The following is a 19,626-nucleotide window of genomic DNA, read 5'->3' as shown; positions in this document are numbered from 1 at the left end:
AGCTATGGCAAAAGAGCGGGTGACGGTGTGTGTTCCCCCGTGCGACCCGGGGGACGTCGTCCAGGCCATCACCGCGGCGATGGCGCCGTTCGACTACAACCGTGACGCCGGCGTAGGTGATCCGGACGTCGAGACCTGGTGGGACTACTGGCAGATCGACGGTCGGGGCTGCGAGTTCCTGGTCGTCCCGGGGCACGAGGACGACCCGCGTCTGATCCGGGGTGCCAAAGCCCTGTCCGGAGAGCCGCGCAACGTTCCGCCGACGCTGTGCGACGGCGGACCACGCGGGCTGCTGGACCTCGAAACGCCGCGTGCGCGGGCGGCCGCCGAAGCGAGCCGAGCCTTCGACGCGTGGCGGGATTTTGCCAAGGCCTACCCGCCCGTCCGTTCCGCGAGTGAATACTGGGCCCGGCACTTCGCCGATCCCGAGAACTACCCACGTGCCCAGGCGCTGGAGGACTTCCGTACGCAGCCGGCCATCGCGGCCCTTCTGGACACCCCGGAACTGGAGGACCTCGTGGGCGACGACCCGGTCGCCAGCCTGGGCGACGACCGCGACTCCCTGGTACGCCACGCCATGGACTCCGCCCTGCCCTCGAACGCCCTGCTGACCCTGGACGGGCGCTGGCTGGACGTCGCGAACGCCGAGCGGCGCCGCTACTTCAGCGACTACCTGATCGGCCTCCCGGCCGACGCGTACGCCGTTCGCGTGCTCTACCACGGATGAGGTCCGCATTCGTGATGACGCTTCTGTAGGGGAGCGTCTCATCACGCTGTCTGAGCCCGGTGCTCTGCCTGCTCAACCCTGCCCGAACTGTACGGACGCCGGCTGTCAGGGGCTCGGGAGCCCCTCAAGGAGGCTCAGGGGCCGGACAGGGGCCGGGGTGACGCAGCGGTGTCCGGGCCGACGGTGCCGCCGGGCCGATTCGTCGTCCTATTTGCTGGTTGCGCGGCGCGAGCTTCGCCGTCGTCGTCACGGGTATCGCGACCGCTTCGTCCGTCCCTGACCGCCGCCGCGCCCATGGCCTGCTCCACCTCGTCGGCACCCTGCACTTCGACGGCACGAACGCCACGCTCCTCGCCACCGGCCCCGCGTTCGGCTTCGCGGGCCTGACAGCGGCGAGTGCGGCGAGCCCCCCGCTGCCGCGCACGGTCGCGCGGGGGACGGGGCCGAGGCCGGCCGTACCGCACGCGGCTGGAGCAGGGGTGGCCGGCAGACGTTTCCGGAACAGGGCAACCTCCAACGGTACCCAGGTTGTTGACGGCATGGAGGCGGTGGCCCCGCGATCGTGCGGAGTCGTCTGCCCTGTGTCCGAATGCCGAGCGACCGAAGGCTGCGTCCATGCCCTCCCACCGATCCGATGCGTCACCTCGCCGACGCGGGCCGCGCGCGCCGCTGACCGTGGCGGTGATCGCAGCCACGGTGGCCGCCGTGCTGCTGGCCGGCGTCCATTTCCTGGGAGGTCCCTCGACGGCGGAGACGGGCGGGTCGGCCTCTCCGGCGGTGAGCGGGCCGGACGGGTCCCGGACGGGAGAGCCGGGCCTGTCCGGGGAGAGCAAAGCGGTGTACTCGTACCAGAAGGCCGTGCGGGAGAGCGTCTGGGTCGGCACCGGACTCGACTCGGACGGCGACGGGAAGGAGGACCGGGTCGCCGTCGACATCGTGCGTCCGGGCGAACCCGCGGCGAAGGGCCGCAAGATCCCGGTCGTCATGGAGGCCAGCCCCTACTACTCGTGCTGCGGCCGCGGAAACGAGAGCCAGAAGAAGACGTACGACGCCGAGGGCCGTTTGATCCGGATGCCGCTGTTCTACGACAACTACTTCGTGCCCCGCGGCTATGCCTTCGTCGCCGTCGACCTCCCCGGCACCGGCCGCTCCGACGGCTGTACCGACGCTGGTGGACGTATCGACGTGCAGTCCGCCAAGGTCGTCATCGACTGGCTGAACGGACGTGCCCACGCCTACACCACCCGTACCGGATCCCAGCGTGCCGCCGCGTCCTGGACCAATGGCGCCACCGGCATGATCGGCAAGAGCTGGGACGGCTCCGTCGCCAACGGCGTCGCCGCCACCGGTGTACGCGGGCTGAAGACGATCGTCCCGATCAGCTCCATCTCCTCCTGGTACGACGCCTACTTCTCCCAGGGGGTCCAACTGGTCGGCAGCGCCCCGACCCCTGGCACGCTGATCCGCACGGTCGAGACCGACGCCACCGGCGCCCGCTGCGCCGCGGTGAACAAGCCGCTGGGCGACCAGGCGGCCCGGTCCGGTGACTGGTCGCCGATCTGGAGCGAACGGGACTACGTGGCCGCTGCGGACAAGGTCAGGGCGAGTGTCTTCGTCGTGCACGGTCTGCAGGACCTCGCCGTTCGTCCCAAGGAGTTCGGCCGGTGGTGGGACGCCCTCGCCAAGGCCGGGGTGCACCGGAAGATCTGGCTCAGCCAGACCGGGCACGTCGACCCCTTCGACTACCGTCGCGCGCAGTGGGTGGACACGCTGCACCGCTGGTTCGACCACGAACTCCTCGGCTACGACAACGGAATCGACCGCGCGCCGATGGCTGACGTGGAGCGCACCCCCGACCACTGGACCACGGACGCCGTCTGGCCACCCAGGGCAGCCGCGTCCGTGACGCTGAGCCCCGGCGGGGGCGCGAAAGAAGGCGTGGGCACCCTCGGCACGTCACCCGGCACGGGGACCGCGACCTTCACCGACGACCAGGGCCACAGCGAACTCGACTGGTCCGAGCAGGCCGCCACCTCGACCCCGGACAAGGCCGGCTTCCTCACCCGGCCGCTCGGCAAGGCCCTGCACCTGACGGGTTCACCCGAGCTGACCGTCACCGCGATCCCGACGACGCCCACGGCCAGCCTGTCGGCCGTCCTCGTCGACATCGGACCGGCGACCATCCGGCAGTACGGCTCCGGTGGCCTGGGCATCACCACGCTCGTCGGCCGGACCTGCTGGGGCGCGAGCACCACCGCGGACAGCGCCTGCTACAAGCAGACGGAGGCCGACACCACGCACGTCACCTCCACCGTCTTCAGCCGGGGCTGGGCCGCCCTGGGAACCTGTGCCGACGCCCACAAAGTCGCGGCGCTGACGCCCGGCAAGCCCTGCACTCTGACTCTCGACCTCGCGGCCACCGACCACATCGTCCCGGCAGGACACCGACTCGCCCTGATCATCGCGGGGACCGACCGCGGCTTCGCCCAGCGGGCCGCCGACCGGCCGACGATCACCCTCGACCTGGCCCGCACCTCTCTGCGGGCAGCGGCTGTCGGCGGATCCAAGGCCCTCACGGCGGCGCTGGGTTGATGGCGACCGGACAGTTTATTGCGCCCGAGCAGGCAACCGTTCGGCCACGCCGTGTGGTTGACGGGGTACGGGAGGGACGACGAAGGCAGGGGCGCGACGGAGTGAACCAATCGGCGGCGGACGGCGAGCCGGGATTCGAGGACTTCGTCGCCACCCGCGGGGACCGCTTGTACCGGGCCGCATGGCTCCTGACGGGCGACGCGCACGCGGCGGAGGATCTTTTGCAGACGGTCCTGGCCCGGGTGTGGCCCAAGTGGTCGCGCATTGCGGGGGACAACCCGGAGGCGTACACGCGCCGGGCGCTGGTCAACACCTACGCGACCTGGTGGCGACGGCGCTGGCGGGGCGAGACACCCACGCGGGACCTCCCGGAGGTCTCCCCGGCCCGGGACGTCTTCGCCGACATCGATCTGGAGCAGTCGCTGGCCTCCGTGATCCGTCAACTGCCGCCACGGCAGCGGGCGGTGGTGGTACTGCGCTACTTCGAGGACCTGAGTGTGGAGGAGACCGCCCAGGTGCTGGGCTGCCGTCCCGGCACGGTCAAGAGCCAGGCCGCCAAAGCGCTTCGGCTCCTGCGCCACCAGCTCACGCCGTCACATCTCCTGGAAGTCGGTGAACAGCCGTGACGCGTCGGGAAGAAGAGACGGCACAGGGGCCGGAAGAGGAACTGCTGCGTCTGATGCTGGCCCGGGCCACTCCGGCGGGCTCGAATCCCCGGCGGGTCCAGGAGATCCGGCAGCGGGTGACGGCGTACCGGCGCCGTCGTCGTATCTGGCTGGCGGGCGCCACCGCCGCAGTCGTCGTCGCGGCGGTCGGCGTGGTGGTGCAGACCTGGCCCTCCTCCCCGCCTGCGGAGCAAACTGCGGCAGCACCGCCGGCATCCTGGGCGCCGCCCGGGTTCGCCGACATCCCGCGGGCCGGTCTGTCCCGGGAGCCGAGTCGGGGGTGGCAGGTCGTCCTGCCGGCGGGCGCGCGTTCAGGGGCCCGTGCCATCGTTTCGTTCAGTCCGGTTTCCCGGTCCCCGTTGACCCCTCTCAGCGCGGGCGCGGTACTGGTGTTCTACGTCCGGAGCGATGACACCGACGCGCGCGTGACGGTGCGTCAGGTGTACCCGGTCGACGACTGGTGCGAACGGGCGGGAGGGAACCGGCAACTGACCGCCGTCCGGCCGCGGGCCGACGACGGGGGAGAGACACGGGGCGGCTACGCCTGCCTCAACGACGCCTCGCGGGCAGTGATCGACCAGGCGAGCGAGATCCTCACCCGGACGTCCGCCACCGCGGTGGGCGCGAGCAGGAACTGAGTGCGGCCAGCAGCGGTGGCAGTGCAGACAACGGCACGGCGGGTGCGCGTAGGGAGATGTCGGCCGTCGTCTGTGCTGTGGAGGACTATTGCTGTGGAGAGCGTCCCGGCGATGGCTGAGGGGCAAGGAAACCCCCGAAGAGGAAACAGCCCCCGATGGGTACTCGACCCTCTCCTGTGGAAGGGGGCGCAGCCGATGGTCCTGGCCTCCCGTCTCCACCGTCTTGCCGAGTTGCGGAAGCGGCAGCACCACACAGGTCCGGGTTGCAGAAGCCATGGGCGTCACCCAGGTTTGCGTCTCGCGCACCGAGAAGGGGCAACTGGAGCGCAGCGAGGTCGACGCCCTTGCCGCCTAGGTCAAGGCGCTCGGCGGCAAGTTGAAGATTGTCACCGACTTCGGTGATGAGACCTACGTCCTCGGCTGATCCGATCGACACGCCGCGACCCAGGTCTATGCGCAGTCCGGTGTCCCACCCGCCCCACCTGGGCGTCGGGCACCGGTGCGCCCGCAAGTTTCACTCCGTCGCACACCGCGTTCGCGACGGGGCCTCGCAGCAGTTCCGGTCCTGAGAACTGTCGGCCTACCCCGTGCACCACCACCACCGATGCCACTGCACAGCCCCCTCGGACCACTCTTCCGCAATGAGCCGACACTGCGGATTGCCCGGAAACGGATCCCTCGGACCTGCCCAAGCCCAAAGACCCATACGCATCACGCCGATGGAGTTACGTCAGGCGATGGGGTGGTGGCGATCGCTCACACGTACGGTGACGCCGCACGCCGGGAATGCTGTCGTGCACGTATACGCGGAAAGCGCTGTGGCCCACCCAGTGGCCTCGGCGGAGCAGAAGTGGCGACGAGTACATAGTCGAGCCCCTTGTCGGTCTCGGATATGTAGTGGTGCGTGGGCGTACGGGGTGCGCCTCCCCGCCTGGTTCAGCACGCCACCATCGCCGCAAGCTCATAGGGGATGCGCTCCACCTTCCGTTCTCGTCCTCCACTGCCTGGACCAGTCCTTGCAGACCACGGGCCCACGGCTCCAACCTGGCGGCCCCGTTTCGTGAAGATTCATGACGGCTCGAAGCAGTCCCCGTCCCGACAGGGGCAGGTCGGGCGGGCGCCGTCGAACGACCTCGCAGTCAATGACGTGTACGCAGGTGAGGGTCGGTTGGGCCTGGGCTGAGGGCCTTGTCTCACCGAGAATCGGCGGGGATCATGACCGCGTGCAGCGCCGAGAGAAACTCCATGAACTACTCGCACGCGCCGGACTCACGGTCGTCGGGGACGTCCGCCCGGGCAGCCTGCTCCCGCCGGAGGCCGGCTGGCGGATCGCGCGGGGGATCGCGGCGCCGGACGGCGTGGACCTCGAAGCGTTCGATGCCGCGTGGTGGCGCCGCCTCTGCGATGTCGAGGGCGAGTTCCTGGTGGCCGTGCTCGGGTACCGGATCGGCGGCAACGACTCCTGGTGGACCCGGGTCCGGTACGCCGGGAACGGCGTGCCGGAGTTGACCGGCGACCTGGGGTTCGTGGCGCTCTCCCTCGACGGGGAGGTGCTGCTGGCGGAGGTGCCCGGCGCGGACGGGCCTCGGGTGACGGCACTCGACCGGCTGCCGCAGCGGCTGGAGGAGGCCGCCGCGGCCGCCGGACGCGAGACGGAGGCCGAACGCGCCGAGGTGTGGGCGGCGGTGCCCGGCCGACGTGCGTGGCCTTTGCACTGGGCGGAGGGGATCGGGTCCAACCCGGCCGCGACGGACGACCTGCTGATCCGGCTGCTGGATGTGGACGAGGGCTTTCTGTACGGATGCGATCGGCCCGCCGTCCTCGACGCAGCCGTGGCGCACCCCGATCCGCGGGTGCGGTCAAGGCCCGCCGACACCTTCCGGCCCAAGCTCACGTCCGATCAGTGGGTATACCTGATCCGCGCCGAGCCATCGCCCGGTCGACGCCTGCTCTGGGCAGAGCGCGCCTGCATCTGGGGCGCCGAACTCCCCGAGGACCTCTACGACGACCTCCTCGCCGGCCCGTCCCGCGCGGGGGCCGCCGAACTCCCGGGGATGCCCGCACGGCACCTGCCTGGCCTCGCGGCCGACGCCGATCCCCGGGTGCGGGCGGCGGCCTGTGCCCGGTGGGAGGACCTCGCTGCGCCGCTGCGGGAGCGGCTGCTGGCCGACACCGACTACGCGGTGCGGACGGCTGCGCTGCTCGCCCACCACACCGGTGTACCCATGCCTCGCGAGGTCTTCGCCGCCCTGCCCGACCCGCGGCGGGCGCTCGAACGATGCCGCCTCGCACCCGACCTGGAGGCGGAGCTGGTCCAGGACGGGGACACGGAGGTACGTCGGGCGCTGGCTGCCAACCCGGGCCTGGGCGCGCAGGGCGTCGCCATGCTGGCAAAGGACCCGCAGGACGACATCCGTTCCGCGGTGGCGCTGCGCTCCGACCTCACGGAGGAGCAACGTGCGGCGGTGCGCCACGACTTCGACCCGACGTCGATGTCGCACACTCTGCCCTGGGTCGAGGACCTGCACGGCGACGCCGACGCGATGCGCCGTCTCGCCGCGTCGTCCCACCCGCTGGTCCGCCGCAGTGTGGCCCGAGCGCGGCACCTCCCGCCGGATGTCGTGGCGCGCCTGGCGCGGGACGAGGACCGGGTGGTCCGCCTGTTCCTGGCAGAATCGTGCGAAGAGGCGCCGGCCGATCTGCTGCTGGAGGTCTGGCGCTGGTGGGACGGCAGCTTCAGCCACCCCGACCGGCCCCGCAGCCACCCCAACTTCCCCCGTACGGGCCTGCTGCGCTACACCGGCGACCTCAGCGGGCGAATGCGCCGCCTGGCGCTGGACGATCCGGAGTCGACACCGGCCGACGTCGCGCGCCTGGCCCGGGATCCCGAAGCCGAGGTGCGCCGCCGCGCGGCTGAGGACCCCCGGCTGTCACCGGCCGACGCGGTGCGGCTGCTGAACGACCCGGAGGCTTACGTCCGCGACACCGCGTTGCGGAATCCGCGGCTGCCGGCCCGCGTCCTGGCTGGGCTGTTGCACGACCGCGACACAGCATGCGCAGCGGTCACCAACCCGGCGATCCCGGTCTCCGTCCTGCATCGCATCCTTAACGCGGCCGTGGCAGCCCTGCGCTGAACACCGACACCCCGCACGGCGGCCATGGCCGCCGAGGTCCCCAATGGACTCCGTCGGCCGTGGGTTCGAGTTCCTCGAGTCCCTCGTCCCCGTGGTGTTTGGCGGGTCCTTGGTGGATTACCGGTTCGCAACCTCGGAACTGGCCGCCACGGAAATCAGGGAACGGCTGCCGCGGCAGTAGGGGTAGTGATGGGGGCGATCGGTTGGTAGTCGAGTCGCCCCGGGGAATCTCACTCCCGGGCTCCCCCGGACCGGGAGCTGTCCCCGCACACGCGGAGACGGCTCCGGGCGCGACCGACGGGGCCGCCTGCCGCCTGAGGTGCCGGCTTCAGGACAGACTGCGCAGGAAGGGGAGCGAGGGCATGAAGAAATACTCGCCTCCCTTCATCGTCACGGCCTGCTGGGCTGCCGGGGCCTCCTGGTCCTCCTCCTCGCCCCAGACCCGCGCCCAGTGTGCCGACGGCCGGTCCCCCTGGCCGATCACCTGGTCGAGGCCGGGCTGCGGCTCGTCGCCGGAGTCCGGGAAACCGGCGAAGTTGGCCCAACTGGCCTGGGTGAATTCGAACTGGTTGTTCAGATCCGAGTTGAACGCCATGAACAGCAGGCCGACCCCGCTCTCGGGCAGGTCGCCCTCGACCCGTTCCCCGTAGGTCTGTCCCCGTCGTGCCATGAGGTGGCCGCGCTCTGTCTCGGGCGGTTCGAAGCCGCCGGACCCGCGCGGATTGGTCTTGCGGATGTGGGCCTGGAAGGGGCACTTGTCGGCGGCGCCGTCGCTGGCGTAGACAAAGTCGTTCATGACGGGGCTGTGCGCTCCGGCCGTGCCCTGCAGGGTGAGCGGGGTGCCATCCCGGAACCGGCCGACGAGCATCGCGCCCGCCCGGTCGCGGTCGCTGTTGTCGAGCTTCAACGTGTCGGCGAGTTCCTCCTCGGCCGCCTTGAACAGCCGGACGTTCTGCTCCAGCTTGCGCAGCACGAAGTAGCTGCCGAAGTCCGTCGCGGGGTCCGGGGCGGCCGGGTCCGCGACCAAAACGCGCTCCAACGGCTGGGCCGGATCCCACACGGAAGTCCCATCCGTCCGGCGGCGTTCGTCGTCCACGTCCTCGGTGAGGAACAGGGGCTGGCTCCGGCCGTCGACATAGCCGAAGTGTTCGATCCCGCGGCCGGCCTCGTCGTGCAGGCCGCGTCCCCGTTCCCTGCCGAGCACCCGGATCGAGCCGGGCAGCAGCGCCTCGACCTCCCGGAGCCGATCGTCGGCGGGGGTGGGTTCGGCGTCACCGACCAGGACGACGGCGTGGATCGCCTCCTGGAACCCGGGTTCCCACTGGGTGACCTCCGGGTCCCGCAGCTTCTCCCTGGTGCCGGAGGCCTGCATCCCCCGTCCGAAGGCCTCGTCGGGGGGAGCATGGGGCAGGCCCAGCTTGTCGTAGCCCGCCTTCGTCAGACCCACCCCGACATAGGGCGTGCCCGATACTCCGCGCAGCCTGTGCTCCTCAACCTCCTCGAGCTGCGCCTTCGCCGATTTCATCAGGGGGAGCAGTCCGGCCAGGAACGCCCGAGCCGCCGGGGCGCCCGCCTCGCTCTCGGTGAACTGCAGCAGCAGGATGTGGAGATGCTCGCGGACGTGGCCCTTCAGGATGTTCGGCTGCAGGTTCTCCAGCATGGTCGCGGCGTCACCGGTGGCGTTCTTCCACGAGAGTTGGCTGCTGAGGTCGACGGGCATATCGGCTCCCTTCGTCGAGTTCCGGGGGGTCCGTCCGGCGTGGGGCCGGGAAGCGCCGGTGAGGTGTCGGAAAGCCGATGAGGGCGGCACGGGACCCGATGTCTATCTTGAGTTGTGTTTATGGAATATGCGACTTGAGTGGGCGTGACGAGACGCCATGACGGCTGCCCGGCGCGGGGCATGAAGTTGAAACGCGAAATTCCAGCGACGGCGGCGCACCCGGCGTCGGCTCTGTGTCTTCGGCGGCTCGGCCTTATGGGTGGAATCCCGCAGGGACGATCCCGCACGCGGCCGGCTCGTGGTCCCCGTCTGCATGATTGCTTCGGACGCTCGCGAACTGGAAGGGGTGCACTGTTGGTCACGGCCCTCAACTATCGAAGCAACATGATCGTCGAACTCATGGAGATGCCTGCGGAGGAACACGACGAGGTGTGGCTGAAGAATGCCCTTCAGCAGGCCATCATGTTGGAATTGGCCACGCTCCCGCCTTATTTGTGCGGACTCTGGTCGATCGAAGATCAAGACCAAGGATCCGATGTCTTCGCGACGATCCAGGAAGTCGTTTTTGATGAGATGTCCCACCTGGGCCTCGTCTGCAACATGCTCACCACCATCGGTGGCGTGCCACGTATCGCTGACGCGAGTGTGGTGCCGAAATACCCTGGTCCCCTGCCGGGCGGCGTGCGACCCGAATTGACGGTGTGCCTCGCTGGGCTCACCCGGGAGACGGTCGACATGTTTTCGCAAATCGAGAGGCCCGATGCTCCCGTCGTCGACCCCGAGAAAGTAAACACCTCCATCGGGGACTTCTATTCGGAAATCCTCGAAGTCTTCCGGAGTCACCAGGGACTGATCACGGGCGCTCGGCAAGTGACCAGAAACATGTCGTCCCACGGCAAGGGGAACGATGTGGTTGCGCTCACGTCGTTCGATGACGTCGAGGCTGCTGTCGAGATCATCAAGGAACAGGGCGAAGGTACTGCCGCGTCACCGGAAAACCCGTTCCCGGGCAAACCTGGAGAGCTGGCGCATTTCTATAGCTTTCGTGAGATCTTCCACGGGCGTAAGCTGATCCAGGTCTCGGAGGACCCGCGGCGGTTCGACTTCCAAGGTGATGAGATTCCCATGCCTCGCACTCTGCCCATGGGAACGGTACCCGGCGGCGGCTGGGCTCAGGGCGGGGTGCCGGTCTCTGCCGAGGTGAAAGAACTCCTCGAGACATTCAACCGGTCCTACAGCTCGCTGCTGCGTTTCCTGGAAGGGGCCTGGCAGGCAGATCAACCGAACGCGGCGGCGACACTGCTGAACAAATCCGTCGGGCAGATGTTCCAGCTTCAGGGAACCGCACAGCAGCTCATGCGGATTCCGCTGCCTGATGGCAGCGGGAAGAATTACGGTCCGGAGTTCCGGTACATCGAGACCGGGGGCTGACGGAGGTGCGCGGTCGATCCTGTCGACTGGAGTGCGCCCTTCACAGGACGTCCTGAGCATGGCGGACCACCAGGACACGTCACAGTAGCCGGACCAGAGCGAGAGGCCGGCCGAATCCCTTCGGGGTCACGGTGGTGCCGCCGTCGGGATCGGTATCCCGACGGCCGAGGAGCAGGCCCGGCGTGAGGCGGCCCCGCGGTTCAGGGTGCCCCGGCCGCCGGGTGTCGGCGAACCGGCGGCGGCGTGCGTCGGCTTCGGGCGGTCGGTGCGCTCTGGCCTCCAAGGGGCCCGGCGGGGGCCGCTGGCGAGCGGCGGATGATTCTCGGACCGACGCCACTGCTGTATGCCGGTTCGGCGCCCGGGGGCCGGTGCTCGCCGAGCGCCTGATCACCCCCATGAAATCGAGCTGCTCGTCGGGCTCAGCCAGTGCCGACGATTCCTTCGACCGTCTGGCTCACGAGGGTGGAAGTCGCGAGCCGGACGGCGAGGCGGGGCACAGCCGGGCTGCGAAGCCGGATCAGGGCGTGGTGCTCTCTTTCGAGGTCGTCACAACCGCTTCGGAACGCAAGGAGATCGTCTGCACTCCGGCCGTGGTGGTCGTACGGCCGACGTACTGGCGGGGGTCTGCCGGGTCCCTCTCAGGAAGGTCCCCTCCAAACCGGCCACGCCGGCCAGAGTGGCGGGGTCCAGCGCATTGATGGTCGCGGACAGGGCGAGAGCGAGGCGCTGCCCCCGCGGAACATCCTGATTGCTGCCGTCGAGGACCACGGTCCCGGAGTCCGGGCGGTGCAGGAGCGCGGCGACCTTGCCCCTCACGCCTACAAATCGGTCTCGATCCCGGACAATGCTTGGGCGCTGACGGTTGTCCCGCAATCATGTGGCCATGCACCGGCCGCTCAGCCTCCACACCCCAGAGTGGTTCACGGCCGACGATTCGACCCTGAACGTCGCGTTCGTGTACCCGATGCAGGGGTCTGCCGGGATCTTCGGTCCGGCCTGTGAGGCGTGCGCGCGGCTGGCTGCCGAGGAGATCAACAAGGCCGGCGGTGTGCTCGGCAAGGAGCTCCGGCTGCTGGAGGTCGACGGCGGCGCCGACCCGCAGAGGGTCGCCGACGAGGTCGAGGCCCTGGTGGCGACGGGTGTGGTACACGGTGTCACCGGATGGCACATCTCCTCGGTCCGGCAGGCGGTGGCGCCGCGCGTCGCGCACCTGGTGCCGTACGTCTACACCGCCCTGTACGAGGGCGGGGAGCGCACCGACGGTGTCTTCATGACCAGTGAGACGCCCGACTGGCAGCTGCTGCCCGCCATGCGGCTCCTGGCCGAGACGCGGCGGGTGCGCCGATGGTTCGTCGTCGGCAACAACTACGTCTGGCCCCGGCGCACGGCCCGGGCGGCCCGTCGCTACGCCCGCGCGTGCGGGGGCGGGCGGGTCTGCGGCGAGGCGTACCTCCCGCTGGGCACCGAGGACTTCCGCGACGTGCTGCGGCGCATCGAGCACGCGGACGCGGACGGCGTGCTGATGCTGCTGGTCGGCAGCGACGCGGTCCGCTTCAACCGGGCCTTCGCCGCCTCCGGCCTCGACCAGCGGTGCCTCAGACTGAGCACGCTGATGGACGAGAACATGCTGATGGCAAGCGGTCCTGAGGCGACCCGTGACCTGTTCAGCACGGCCGGATTCTTCGCCTCGCTGGCGAACCAGGACACCCTGGACTTCCACGGCCGGTACGCCGACCGCTTCGGCATCGAGGCTCCGCCCCCTGGAAGCCTCGGCGAATCCTGCTACGAGGGTGTGCTGCTGCTCGCCTCACTCGTCGAGCGGGCCCGCACCCTGGACGTCTCGGCGATCTCCGCCGCCGCCGAGACCGTCTCCTACGAGGGGCCGCGCGGCCTGCTCCACCTCCGCGACCGGCATGTGCGCCAGCGCATCTACCTGGCGGAGGCGGACGGGCTCGACTTCAACGTGCTCGCCCAACTCCGTGCTCCGCACGACCTGGTGTGACGCGGACCGGGCCGGTGGCCGCCCTGCCCGGGGTACCCGGACCTTCCAGGGCCTCGGCCAGCCGTGCGAGCAGTTCGTCCAGTTCCTCGCCCGGGAGCGAGTGCTCCAAGTCCCCCCAGTCGGCCCGCACTTCACGGACCAGCGACTGCCACCGCTGGATGCCTCGCGGGGTGAGGTGGGCCAGTACGCGACGCCGGTCGACGGGGTCGACGCGGCGGTACACCCAGTTCTGGTCGACGAGTTGGTCGACCAGCTTGGTGAGGCTCGGGGCCGGCAGGAAGGCGTGGTCGGCGAGGGCCGTCATGTTGTGGCCCTGCCCGTCGGACAGCAGGTCGAGCACCCGCCACGCCTCCACGGAGCAGTCGAACTCGTCCAGTACGGACTCCACTCGGCGTACGGCGAGGCGTTCGGCCCGTGTCAGCAGGTAGAGCAGTTCCTGGGGCTGCCTCGCCATCGTGCTCCTCCGCTCGTTCCGTCGGCAGGTTCCCGAGCCTACCCGTGATCGCCCGGCCCTTGACAAGAGGAACGGGGAAAACTGATCCTTTCCGCAGGAAGCATTAATTGCCGCCACTGCGATGCCGTCAATCGGGCATCTCCAGTGGCGGCTTCTGTGTTTTACCCGCGATTTTACTTCCGCTGGAAACCATTCTTCAATTGCGGGGAAACGCACCGGAAACAGTTTCCTCGCAGGCTGTGGTCGCACTTCAGCGACCAGCCCGGACGCCACCCCGGAACGGCTGGGGAACCCGTGCGTCAACGCCGCCGCTTCTGAAGCGTGTCCCTCCCCTCCCCCCCCCACGGCTCTCACGAGTCACTCCGCTCTCTTCGCTTCGCCCTTCGGGGCAAGGAGGTTGTGCATGTCCGGGCTCAGCATCAGCAGACGCGGTCTTCTGGCCGGCATCTCGGCAGCCGGCGCGTCCGCCGCCCTCAGCGCCTGTGGCGCCAAGACCGGCACCGATACGTCCTCGGGTTCAGGTGCCACGGCGGACACGGCCGGCAGCACGGTCAAGGTCGGTCTGCTCAACTCGCTTTCGGGCACGATGGCCATCAGCGAGGTCACGGTCCACAACTCGCTGCTGCTCGCCATCAAGGAGATCAACGCCTCCGGGGGTGTCCTGGGCAAGAAGCTCAAGCCCATCAGCCAGGACGGCGCCTCCGACTGGCCGACGTTCGCCGAGAAGGCCGAGGCCCTCATCACGGACGACAAGGTCGCGGCCACCTTCGGCTGCTGGACCTCGGCCAGCCGCAAGGCCGTCAAGCCGGTCTTCGAGCGGTACAAGTCGCTTCTCTTCTACCCCGTTCAGTACGAGGGCCTGGAGGAGTCGCCGTACATCTTCTACATCGGCGCCACCACCAACCAGCAGATCGTGCCCGCCCTCGACTACCTGAAGAAGCAGGGTCTGACCAAGCTGTACCTGGTCGGCAGCGACTACGTCTTCCCGCGCACCGCCAACAAGATCATCAAGGCGTACGCGAAGGCCAAGGGTCTGACGGTGGTCGGCGAGGACTACGCGCCGCTCGGCTCCACGGAGTTCAGCACCATCGTCAACAAGGTCAAGGGCTCCGGCGCCGACGCGGTGTTCAACACCCTCAACGGTGACAGCAACGTGGCCTTCTTCAAGGAGTACAAGTCCGCGGGCCTCAACGCCAAGAGCCTGCCGGTGCTCTCCGTCTCGATCGCCGAGGAGGAGGTCAAGAGCATCGGAACGCAGTACCTGGAAGGCCAGTTGACGGCCTGGAACTACTACGAGACCACACCCGGCGCCGCGAACAAGAAGTTCGTCGCGGCCTACCAGGCGGCCTACGGCAAGGATAAGCCGACCTCCGACCCGATGGAGGCCGCCTACATCTCCGTCTACCTCTGGAAGGCGATGGTCGAGAAGGCCGGCTCCTTCGACGTCGCCAAGGTGAAGGCCGCATCCGACGGCATCGTCTTCGACGCCCCCGAGGGCAGCGTCACCGTCGACGGCGCCACCCAGCACGTGTACAAGACGGCCCGCATCGGCAAGGTCGGCTCCGACGGCTTGATCGAGGAGGTCTGGAACTCGGGCAAGCCGATCAAGCCGGACCCGTACCTCAAGGGCTACTCCTGGGCCGCCGGCCTGTCCTGAGCCACGCCCCACGGGATCGACCCGGCTCCGTCACGGGGCCGGGTCACGCCCATGGCAAGCCCGCACGCCGCAGCCCGCACGTCCGTACCCGACCCGGAGCCGCTTCATGACGGTCGTCCTCAACCAGTCCTTCACCGGCATCAGCATCGGTGCCGTCCTGCTTCTCATCGCGCTCGGCCTGACCCTGACGTTCGGTCAGATGGGCGTGATCAACATGGCGCACGGCGAGTTCATCATGGCCGGCGCCTACACGACGTACGTCCTGCAGAAGTCCATCAGCAGCGCCGGGGTCTCCCTCCTCGTCGCCCTGCCGCTCGCCTTCCTGGTCGCGGGAGCGATGGGCGCGCTGCTGGAATGGCTGCTCATCCGGCGGCTCTACACCCGCCCGCTGGACACCCTGCTGGTCACCTGGGGCGTCTCGCTGATGCTCCAGCAGCTGGCCCGGGACGTCTTCGGCGCTCCCAACGTGCAGACGGCGGCGCCCGACATCCTCACCGGCAACATCTCGGCCGGCTCGGTCACCTTCGCCAACAACCGCCTGTTCATCCTCGGCCTCGCGCTCCTCTGCGTCCTCGGCCTGACCCTGGTCCTGCGGTTCACCCCGCTGGGCCGCCGGATCCGGGCCGTCGTACAGAACCGCGACCTCGCCGAGGTGTCCGGCATCGCCACCGGACAGGTCGACCGGATCACCTTCTTCATCGGCTCGGGCCTGGCGGGTGTGGCCGGCGTCGCGCTCACCCTGGTCGGACCCATCGGCCCGACGATGGGCACCAACTACATCGTGGACGCCTTCCTGGTCGTGGTCGTCGGCGGCATCGGACAGCTGAAGGGCGCCGTCATCACGGCGTTCGCGCTGGGCGTGCTGCAGTCCGTCCTCGAGTACTCGACCACCGTCAGCGTCGCCAAGGTCGTGGTGCTGGTGGCGATCGTCGCCTTCCTCCAGTGGCGACCCCAGGGCCTGTACACACTGCGCACCCGGAGCCTGGCATGACGACCACGACTCCGGGCACCGTGACCCCGCGCTCCACGCCCCTGCTGAACCGCTTCCGGGTGCCCGCGGGCTTCGCCCTCGGTGCCGTACTCCTGCTCGGCATCGCCCCGCTCGCCCTCTCCGACTTCCGCCTCTCCCTCCTCGCCAAGTACCTGTGCTACGCGATCGTGGCCGTCGGTGTCAGCCTGGCCTGGGGCCGAGGCGGCCTCATGGTGCTCGGCCAGGGCGTCTTCTTCGGCCTCGGCGGCTACGCCATGGCCATGCACCTCAAACTCACCGACGCCGCCGCCACCGGCGAGAAGCTGCCGGACTTCATGCAGCTGTACGGCACCGGCGACGCGCTGCCCTGGTGGTGGAAGCCCTTCGCCAACCCGGGCTTCGCGCTCGCCATGACCGTGCTGCTGCCCATGGCGGTCGCCGCGGTGCTCGGCTTCTTCGTCTTCCAGCGCAGGGTGAAGGGCGCCTACTTCGCGATCCTCAGCCAGGCCCTCGCCGCCGCCCTCTCCATCTGGCTGGTCGGCCAGCAGGCCACCACGGGCGGCACCAACGGACTCACCGACATCCAGGGCTTCTTCGGCTACTCGCTGGACGACCCGGTCAACCAGCGGATGGTGTACTTCGTCATCGCCGCCGTACTGCTCCTGCTGATGGCCCTCGCCCGCCAGCTGTTCGTCAGCCGCTACGGCGAACTCCTGGTCGCCGTACGGGACTCCGAGGAACGGGTGCGCTTCCTCGGCTACAACCCGGCGAACATCAAGCTCGTCGCGTACGTCGTCGCGGCCGGCATGGCGGGTCTCGCCGGAGCCCTCTTCGTCCCGGCCGTCGGGATCATCTCCCCGGCCCTGATCGGCATCGTGCCCTCCATCGGCTTCGTCATCGGCGCGGCGGTCGGCGGGCGGGCGTCCCTGGTGGGAGCGGTGCTCGGCGCGATCGCCGTGGCCTGGGCGCAGAGCACGCTGTCCGACGAGTTCCCCGCCGCGTGGACCTACCTCCAGGGACTGCTGTTCGTGCTGGCGGTCGGCTTCCTGCCCGGCGGCCTGGCATCCCTGGGTGCCGTCCTGCGCAAGCGCCGTACCGGCGGCGGTACCCGATCCCGTACCTCTGGGGAGACAGCATGAGCGGCGAGGGACTGACCGTCCGCGACCTGCGGGTGACGTTCGACGGGTTCACCGCCGTCGACGGCGTCGACCTGGACATCCGCCCCGGCGACCTGCGCTTCCTCATCGGACCCAACGGCGCGGGCAAGACCACTCTGGTCGACGCGGTCACCGGCCTGGTGAAAGCCACCGGGTCCGTCCGCTTCGGCGACCAGGACCTGCTGGGCAGGCCCGTGCAGAAGATCGCCCGCATGGGCATCGGCCGTACGTTCCAGACGGCCAGCATCTTCGAGGAACTGACCGTGCTGCAGAACCTAGACATCGCGGCGGGCGCCGGGCGAGGCGTGTGGACGATGCTGCGGCGCCGCAAGGACATCCCCGAACCGGTCGCGAAGGCGCTGGAGACCACGGGCCTGACCGAGCTGCGCGACCGCCCGGCGGGCATTCTCGCCCACGGGCAGAAGCAGTGGCTGGAGATCGGCATGCTGCTCGTCCAGGACGTGAAGCTGCTGCTGCTCGACGAGCCGGTGGCCGGCATGAGTCACGAGGAACGCGAGGCCACCGGCGAGCTGCTGCAGCGGGTGAGCGAGGACCACACGGTCGTCGTCATCGAGCACGACATGGACTTCATGCGCTCCTTCGCCCGCAGCGTCAGCGTCCTGCACGCCGGCAAGGTGCTCAGCGAGGGCACGGTCGCCGAGGTCCAGGCTGACGCCAAGGTCCAGGAGGTCTACCTCGGGCGCGCCTCCGAACCCGAACCCGAAGCGACACCCCAAGCCCCCGCCGCCGTCGCCGAGGAGGCGTGAGACGCATGCTGGAGATCAGTTCCGTACAGGCCGGTTACGACCGCACCACCGTGCTGCACGGCGTGACGGTCTCGGTCCCGAAGGACGCCGTCGCCACCGTTCTGGGCCACAACGGCGCCGGAAAGAGCACCCTCCTGCGGGTCGCCATGGGCCTGCTCAAGCCGAAAAGCGGCGCGGTCCTGCTGGACGGCGAGGACATCACCCGCCTCGCCCCGCACCAGCGCGTGGCCCGCGGCATGGCGTACGTCCCCCAGGGCCAGCAGTCCTTCCCGCATCTGACCACCGCCGAGAACCTGCAACTCGTATCCGACGGACGCCCCGACGGCAAAGAAGCGACCGCCGAGGCCCTGGACCTCTTCCCCGTCCTGCGCGAACTGTCCGGTCGCCGCGCCGGCCTGCTCTCCGGTGGGCAAAGGCAGCAACTCGCCATCGCCCGCGCCCTGATCACCCGGCCGAGGCTGCTGCTGCTCGACGAACCGACCGAGGGCATCCAGCCGTCCGTCGTCACCGAGATCGAGGAGACGATCCTTGCCCTCACCCGACGCGGCGGCCTCTCGGTCCTCCTCGTGGAGCAGCACGTCGGCTTCGCCATGCGGGCCGCGCAGCAGTACTACGTCCTGGAGGCAGGCCGGGTGACCTCCTCGGGCGAAGGCGGAACGGGCGCCGAGCAGACGGTACGCGCCGCGCTCAGCGTGTAAGTCCCGGCCGGTGAACCCGCGACCCTCGACGGGGAAAACGACGTGGCAGGTCCGCGCCGGGGGTGCGTCGGTGCCGGTGCCGGTGTGCCGGCTCTGGGTGAGGTGGTCGCCGACGGCGTCGTAGGTCCAGCTGGTCCAGTAGGCACCGCCGGTAGCCGACCCTGACCGGCATCAGCACCACGGGCGGGCGACCGGCTCCACCAGCTACGGCAACACCACCAGCCGGATACCGGCACCGCCGACCCGGCCCTCACCTCGCGCTTCTCCGGGGGTGGCAGGACGGGCAACAAGGTTCCGGCAAGGTTGTGGCAAGGCTTCCTGTCCATCGTCGTCATGTGCACCGAGGCGACCACGCCGGCCACCGGAGCGGAAGGTCCCGGCGGCGCACGTTATCGCGCATCTGCGCGAGGGACGTGGGACGAAGGAGAGGGAATCAATGCGAACGACACGACGGGCAAGCCTGGCTTCGTTGGCGGCAGTGGCGGCGCTGGCCGTCCCGGCGCTGGTGGTGGGTAGCCCTGGAACGGCGTCGGCGCAGGTCGCGCCCAAGGCGGTTGCCGCCGAGGCCCAGTGCACCAACTTCACCAACGTGAGTGTGGGTGGCGGTTGGTACCTCCATGTGCCGTCGGTGGGCGCGGGAACGGGAAACTACAACTGCGTCGTGGTCCGGGGGATGAACGGCCTCGCCGTACTGGTCGTGCAGGAGAGCCTGAACGCATGCTTCGGCCAGGGCATCGTGGAGGACCGGGACTTCGGCGGCAACACCGAGCAGGCGGTGAGGAACGCCCAGACGCAGATCAACAGTGACTGGGGCAGCCACGTGCTGGACGTGGACGGCCGCTTCGGCCCCAAGACCAGCGCCAAGTTCTACTTCCAGGCATACGACTACTCCAACGGCCAGAACGGCCGGCACACGGGCTTCTGCTACGGGCGATAGCCCATGACGTGTCCGCACGGCGGCCCGCCGTGCGGACACGCTATCGCTGGCACCGGACGGTCAGACAGTTCCGGGGC

The 19,626-nt window shown here is 69.5% G+C and carries 15 protein-coding genes; 13 read left to right on the top strand and 2 right to left on the bottom strand.

Features of this window, described 5'->3' with window-relative positions; translation table 11 throughout:
• Window positions 1–4 precede the first annotated feature (4 nt).
• From ABZT93_RS22525 to ABZT93_RS22505, 5 genes are all read left to right on the top strand, one after another.
• Window positions 5–727 (top strand): hypothetical protein, encoded by a 723-nt coding sequence (locus tag ABZT93_RS22525; protein ID WP_356107065.1) that lies wholly within the window; start codon window positions 5–7, stop codon window positions 725–727.
• 615 nt (window positions 728–1,342) lie between these two features.
• Window positions 1,343–3,319 carry a Xaa-Pro dipeptidyl-peptidase gene (locus tag ABZT93_RS22520; RefSeq protein ID WP_356107062.1) on the top strand — a complete coding sequence of 659 codons (1,977 nt, stop codon included), beginning with the start codon at window positions 1,343–1,345 and terminating at the stop codon, window positions 3,317–3,319.
• Window positions 3,320–3,420: 101 nt separating this feature from the next.
• A complete protein-coding gene (locus tag ABZT93_RS22515; protein ID WP_328747096.1) occupies window positions 3,421–3,945 on the top strand; it encodes a SigE family RNA polymerase sigma factor in 525 nt (174 codons plus the stop codon).
• A complete protein-coding gene (locus ABZT93_RS22510; protein ID WP_356107059.1) occupies window positions 3,942–4,622 on the top strand; it encodes a hypothetical protein in 681 nt (226 codons plus the stop codon). The genes ABZT93_RS22515 and ABZT93_RS22510 overlap by 4 nt, the downstream gene beginning before the upstream one ends.
• Window positions 4,623–5,845: 1,223 nt before the next feature.
• Window positions 5,846–7,756: a hypothetical protein gene (locus ABZT93_RS22505; protein ID WP_356107056.1), complete on the top strand. Its 1,911-nt coding sequence runs from the start codon at window positions 5,846–5,848 to the stop codon at window positions 7,754–7,756.
• A gap of 328 nt (window positions 7,757–8,084) precedes the next feature.
• On the opposite strand, the gene ABZT93_RS22500 is transcribed toward ABZT93_RS22505, so the two are convergent.
• Window positions 8,085–9,476 carry a hypothetical protein gene (locus ABZT93_RS22500; RefSeq protein WP_356107053.1) on the bottom strand — a complete coding sequence of 464 codons (1,392 nt, stop codon included), beginning with the start codon at window positions 9,474–9,476 and terminating at the stop codon, window positions 8,085–8,087.
• 384 nt (window positions 9,477–9,860) lie between these two features.
• Here ABZT93_RS22500 and ABZT93_RS22495 point away from each other — a divergent pair, with 384 nt between their 5' ends.
• Both ABZT93_RS22495 and ABZT93_RS22490 read left to right on the top strand, forming a co-directional pair.
• Entirely contained in the window at window positions 9,861–10,907 is a 1,047-nt protein-coding gene (locus ABZT93_RS22495; RefSeq protein WP_356107051.1) for a ferritin-like protein, read from the top strand.
• Window positions 10,908–11,790: 883 nt separating this feature from the next.
• Window positions 11,791–12,909 carry a substrate-binding domain-containing protein gene (locus ABZT93_RS22490; protein ID WP_356107049.1) on the top strand — a complete coding sequence of 373 codons (1,119 nt, stop codon included), beginning with the start codon at window positions 11,791–11,793 and terminating at the stop codon, window positions 12,907–12,909.
• On the opposite strand, the gene ABZT93_RS22485 is transcribed toward ABZT93_RS22490, so the two are convergent.
• Window positions 12,866–13,363, bottom strand: coding sequence for a MarR family transcriptional regulator (locus ABZT93_RS22485; RefSeq protein ID WP_356107046.1), 498 nt, complete (start codon window positions 13,361–13,363; stop codon window positions 12,866–12,868). The genes ABZT93_RS22490 and ABZT93_RS22485 overlap by 44 nt on opposite strands.
• A 403-nt stretch (window positions 13,364–13,766) precedes the next feature.
• Here ABZT93_RS22485 and urtA point away from each other — a divergent pair, with 403 nt between their 5' ends.
• The 6 genes from urtA (at window position 13,767) to ABZT93_RS22455 (ending at window position 19,549) form a co-directional block, all read left to right on the top strand.
• Complete coding sequence (urtA, locus tag ABZT93_RS22480) at window positions 13,767–15,020, top strand: urea ABC transporter substrate-binding protein (protein ID WP_356107043.1); 1,254 nt, start codon at window positions 13,767–13,769, stop codon at window positions 15,018–15,020.
• A gap of 106 nt (window positions 15,021–15,126) precedes the next feature.
• Window positions 15,127–16,011, top strand: a complete 885-nt coding sequence (gene urtB, locus ABZT93_RS22475) for an urea ABC transporter permease subunit UrtB (protein WP_037717241.1) — start codon at window positions 15,127–15,129, stop codon at window positions 16,009–16,011.
• Complete coding sequence (gene urtC, locus ABZT93_RS22470; protein WP_356107040.1) at window positions 16,008–17,129, top strand: urea ABC transporter permease subunit UrtC; 1,122 nt, start codon at window positions 16,008–16,010, stop codon at window positions 17,127–17,129. Before urtB ends, urtC begins: the two co-directional genes overlap by 4 nt.
• A complete protein-coding gene (gene urtD / locus ABZT93_RS22465) occupies window positions 17,126–17,914 on the top strand; it encodes an urea ABC transporter ATP-binding protein UrtD (protein ID WP_356107037.1) in 789 nt (262 codons plus the stop codon). The genes urtC and urtD overlap by 4 nt, the downstream gene beginning before the upstream one ends.
• 5 nt (window positions 17,915–17,919) lie before the next feature.
• Entirely contained in the window at window positions 17,920–18,612 is a 693-nt protein-coding gene (gene urtE / locus ABZT93_RS22460; RefSeq protein WP_356107035.1) for an urea ABC transporter ATP-binding subunit UrtE, read from the top strand.
• A gap of 436 nt (window positions 18,613–19,048) precedes the next feature.
• Window positions 19,049–19,549 (top strand): hypothetical protein, encoded by a 501-nt coding sequence (locus tag ABZT93_RS22455; protein ID WP_356107032.1) that lies wholly within the window; start codon window positions 19,049–19,051, stop codon window positions 19,547–19,549.
• The last annotated feature ends 77 nt before the right edge of the window (window positions 19,550–19,626 follow it).

Origin of the sequence: Streptomyces sp. NPDC005303, assembly GCF_040607335.1 — a bacterium.
In the GTDB taxonomy this organism is placed as follows: domain Bacteria; phylum Actinomycetota; class Actinomycetes; order Streptomycetales; family Streptomycetaceae; genus Streptomyces.
Note: the sequence above shows the minus strand (reverse complement) of the source record. Positions and strands in the feature narration are given on the sequence as shown.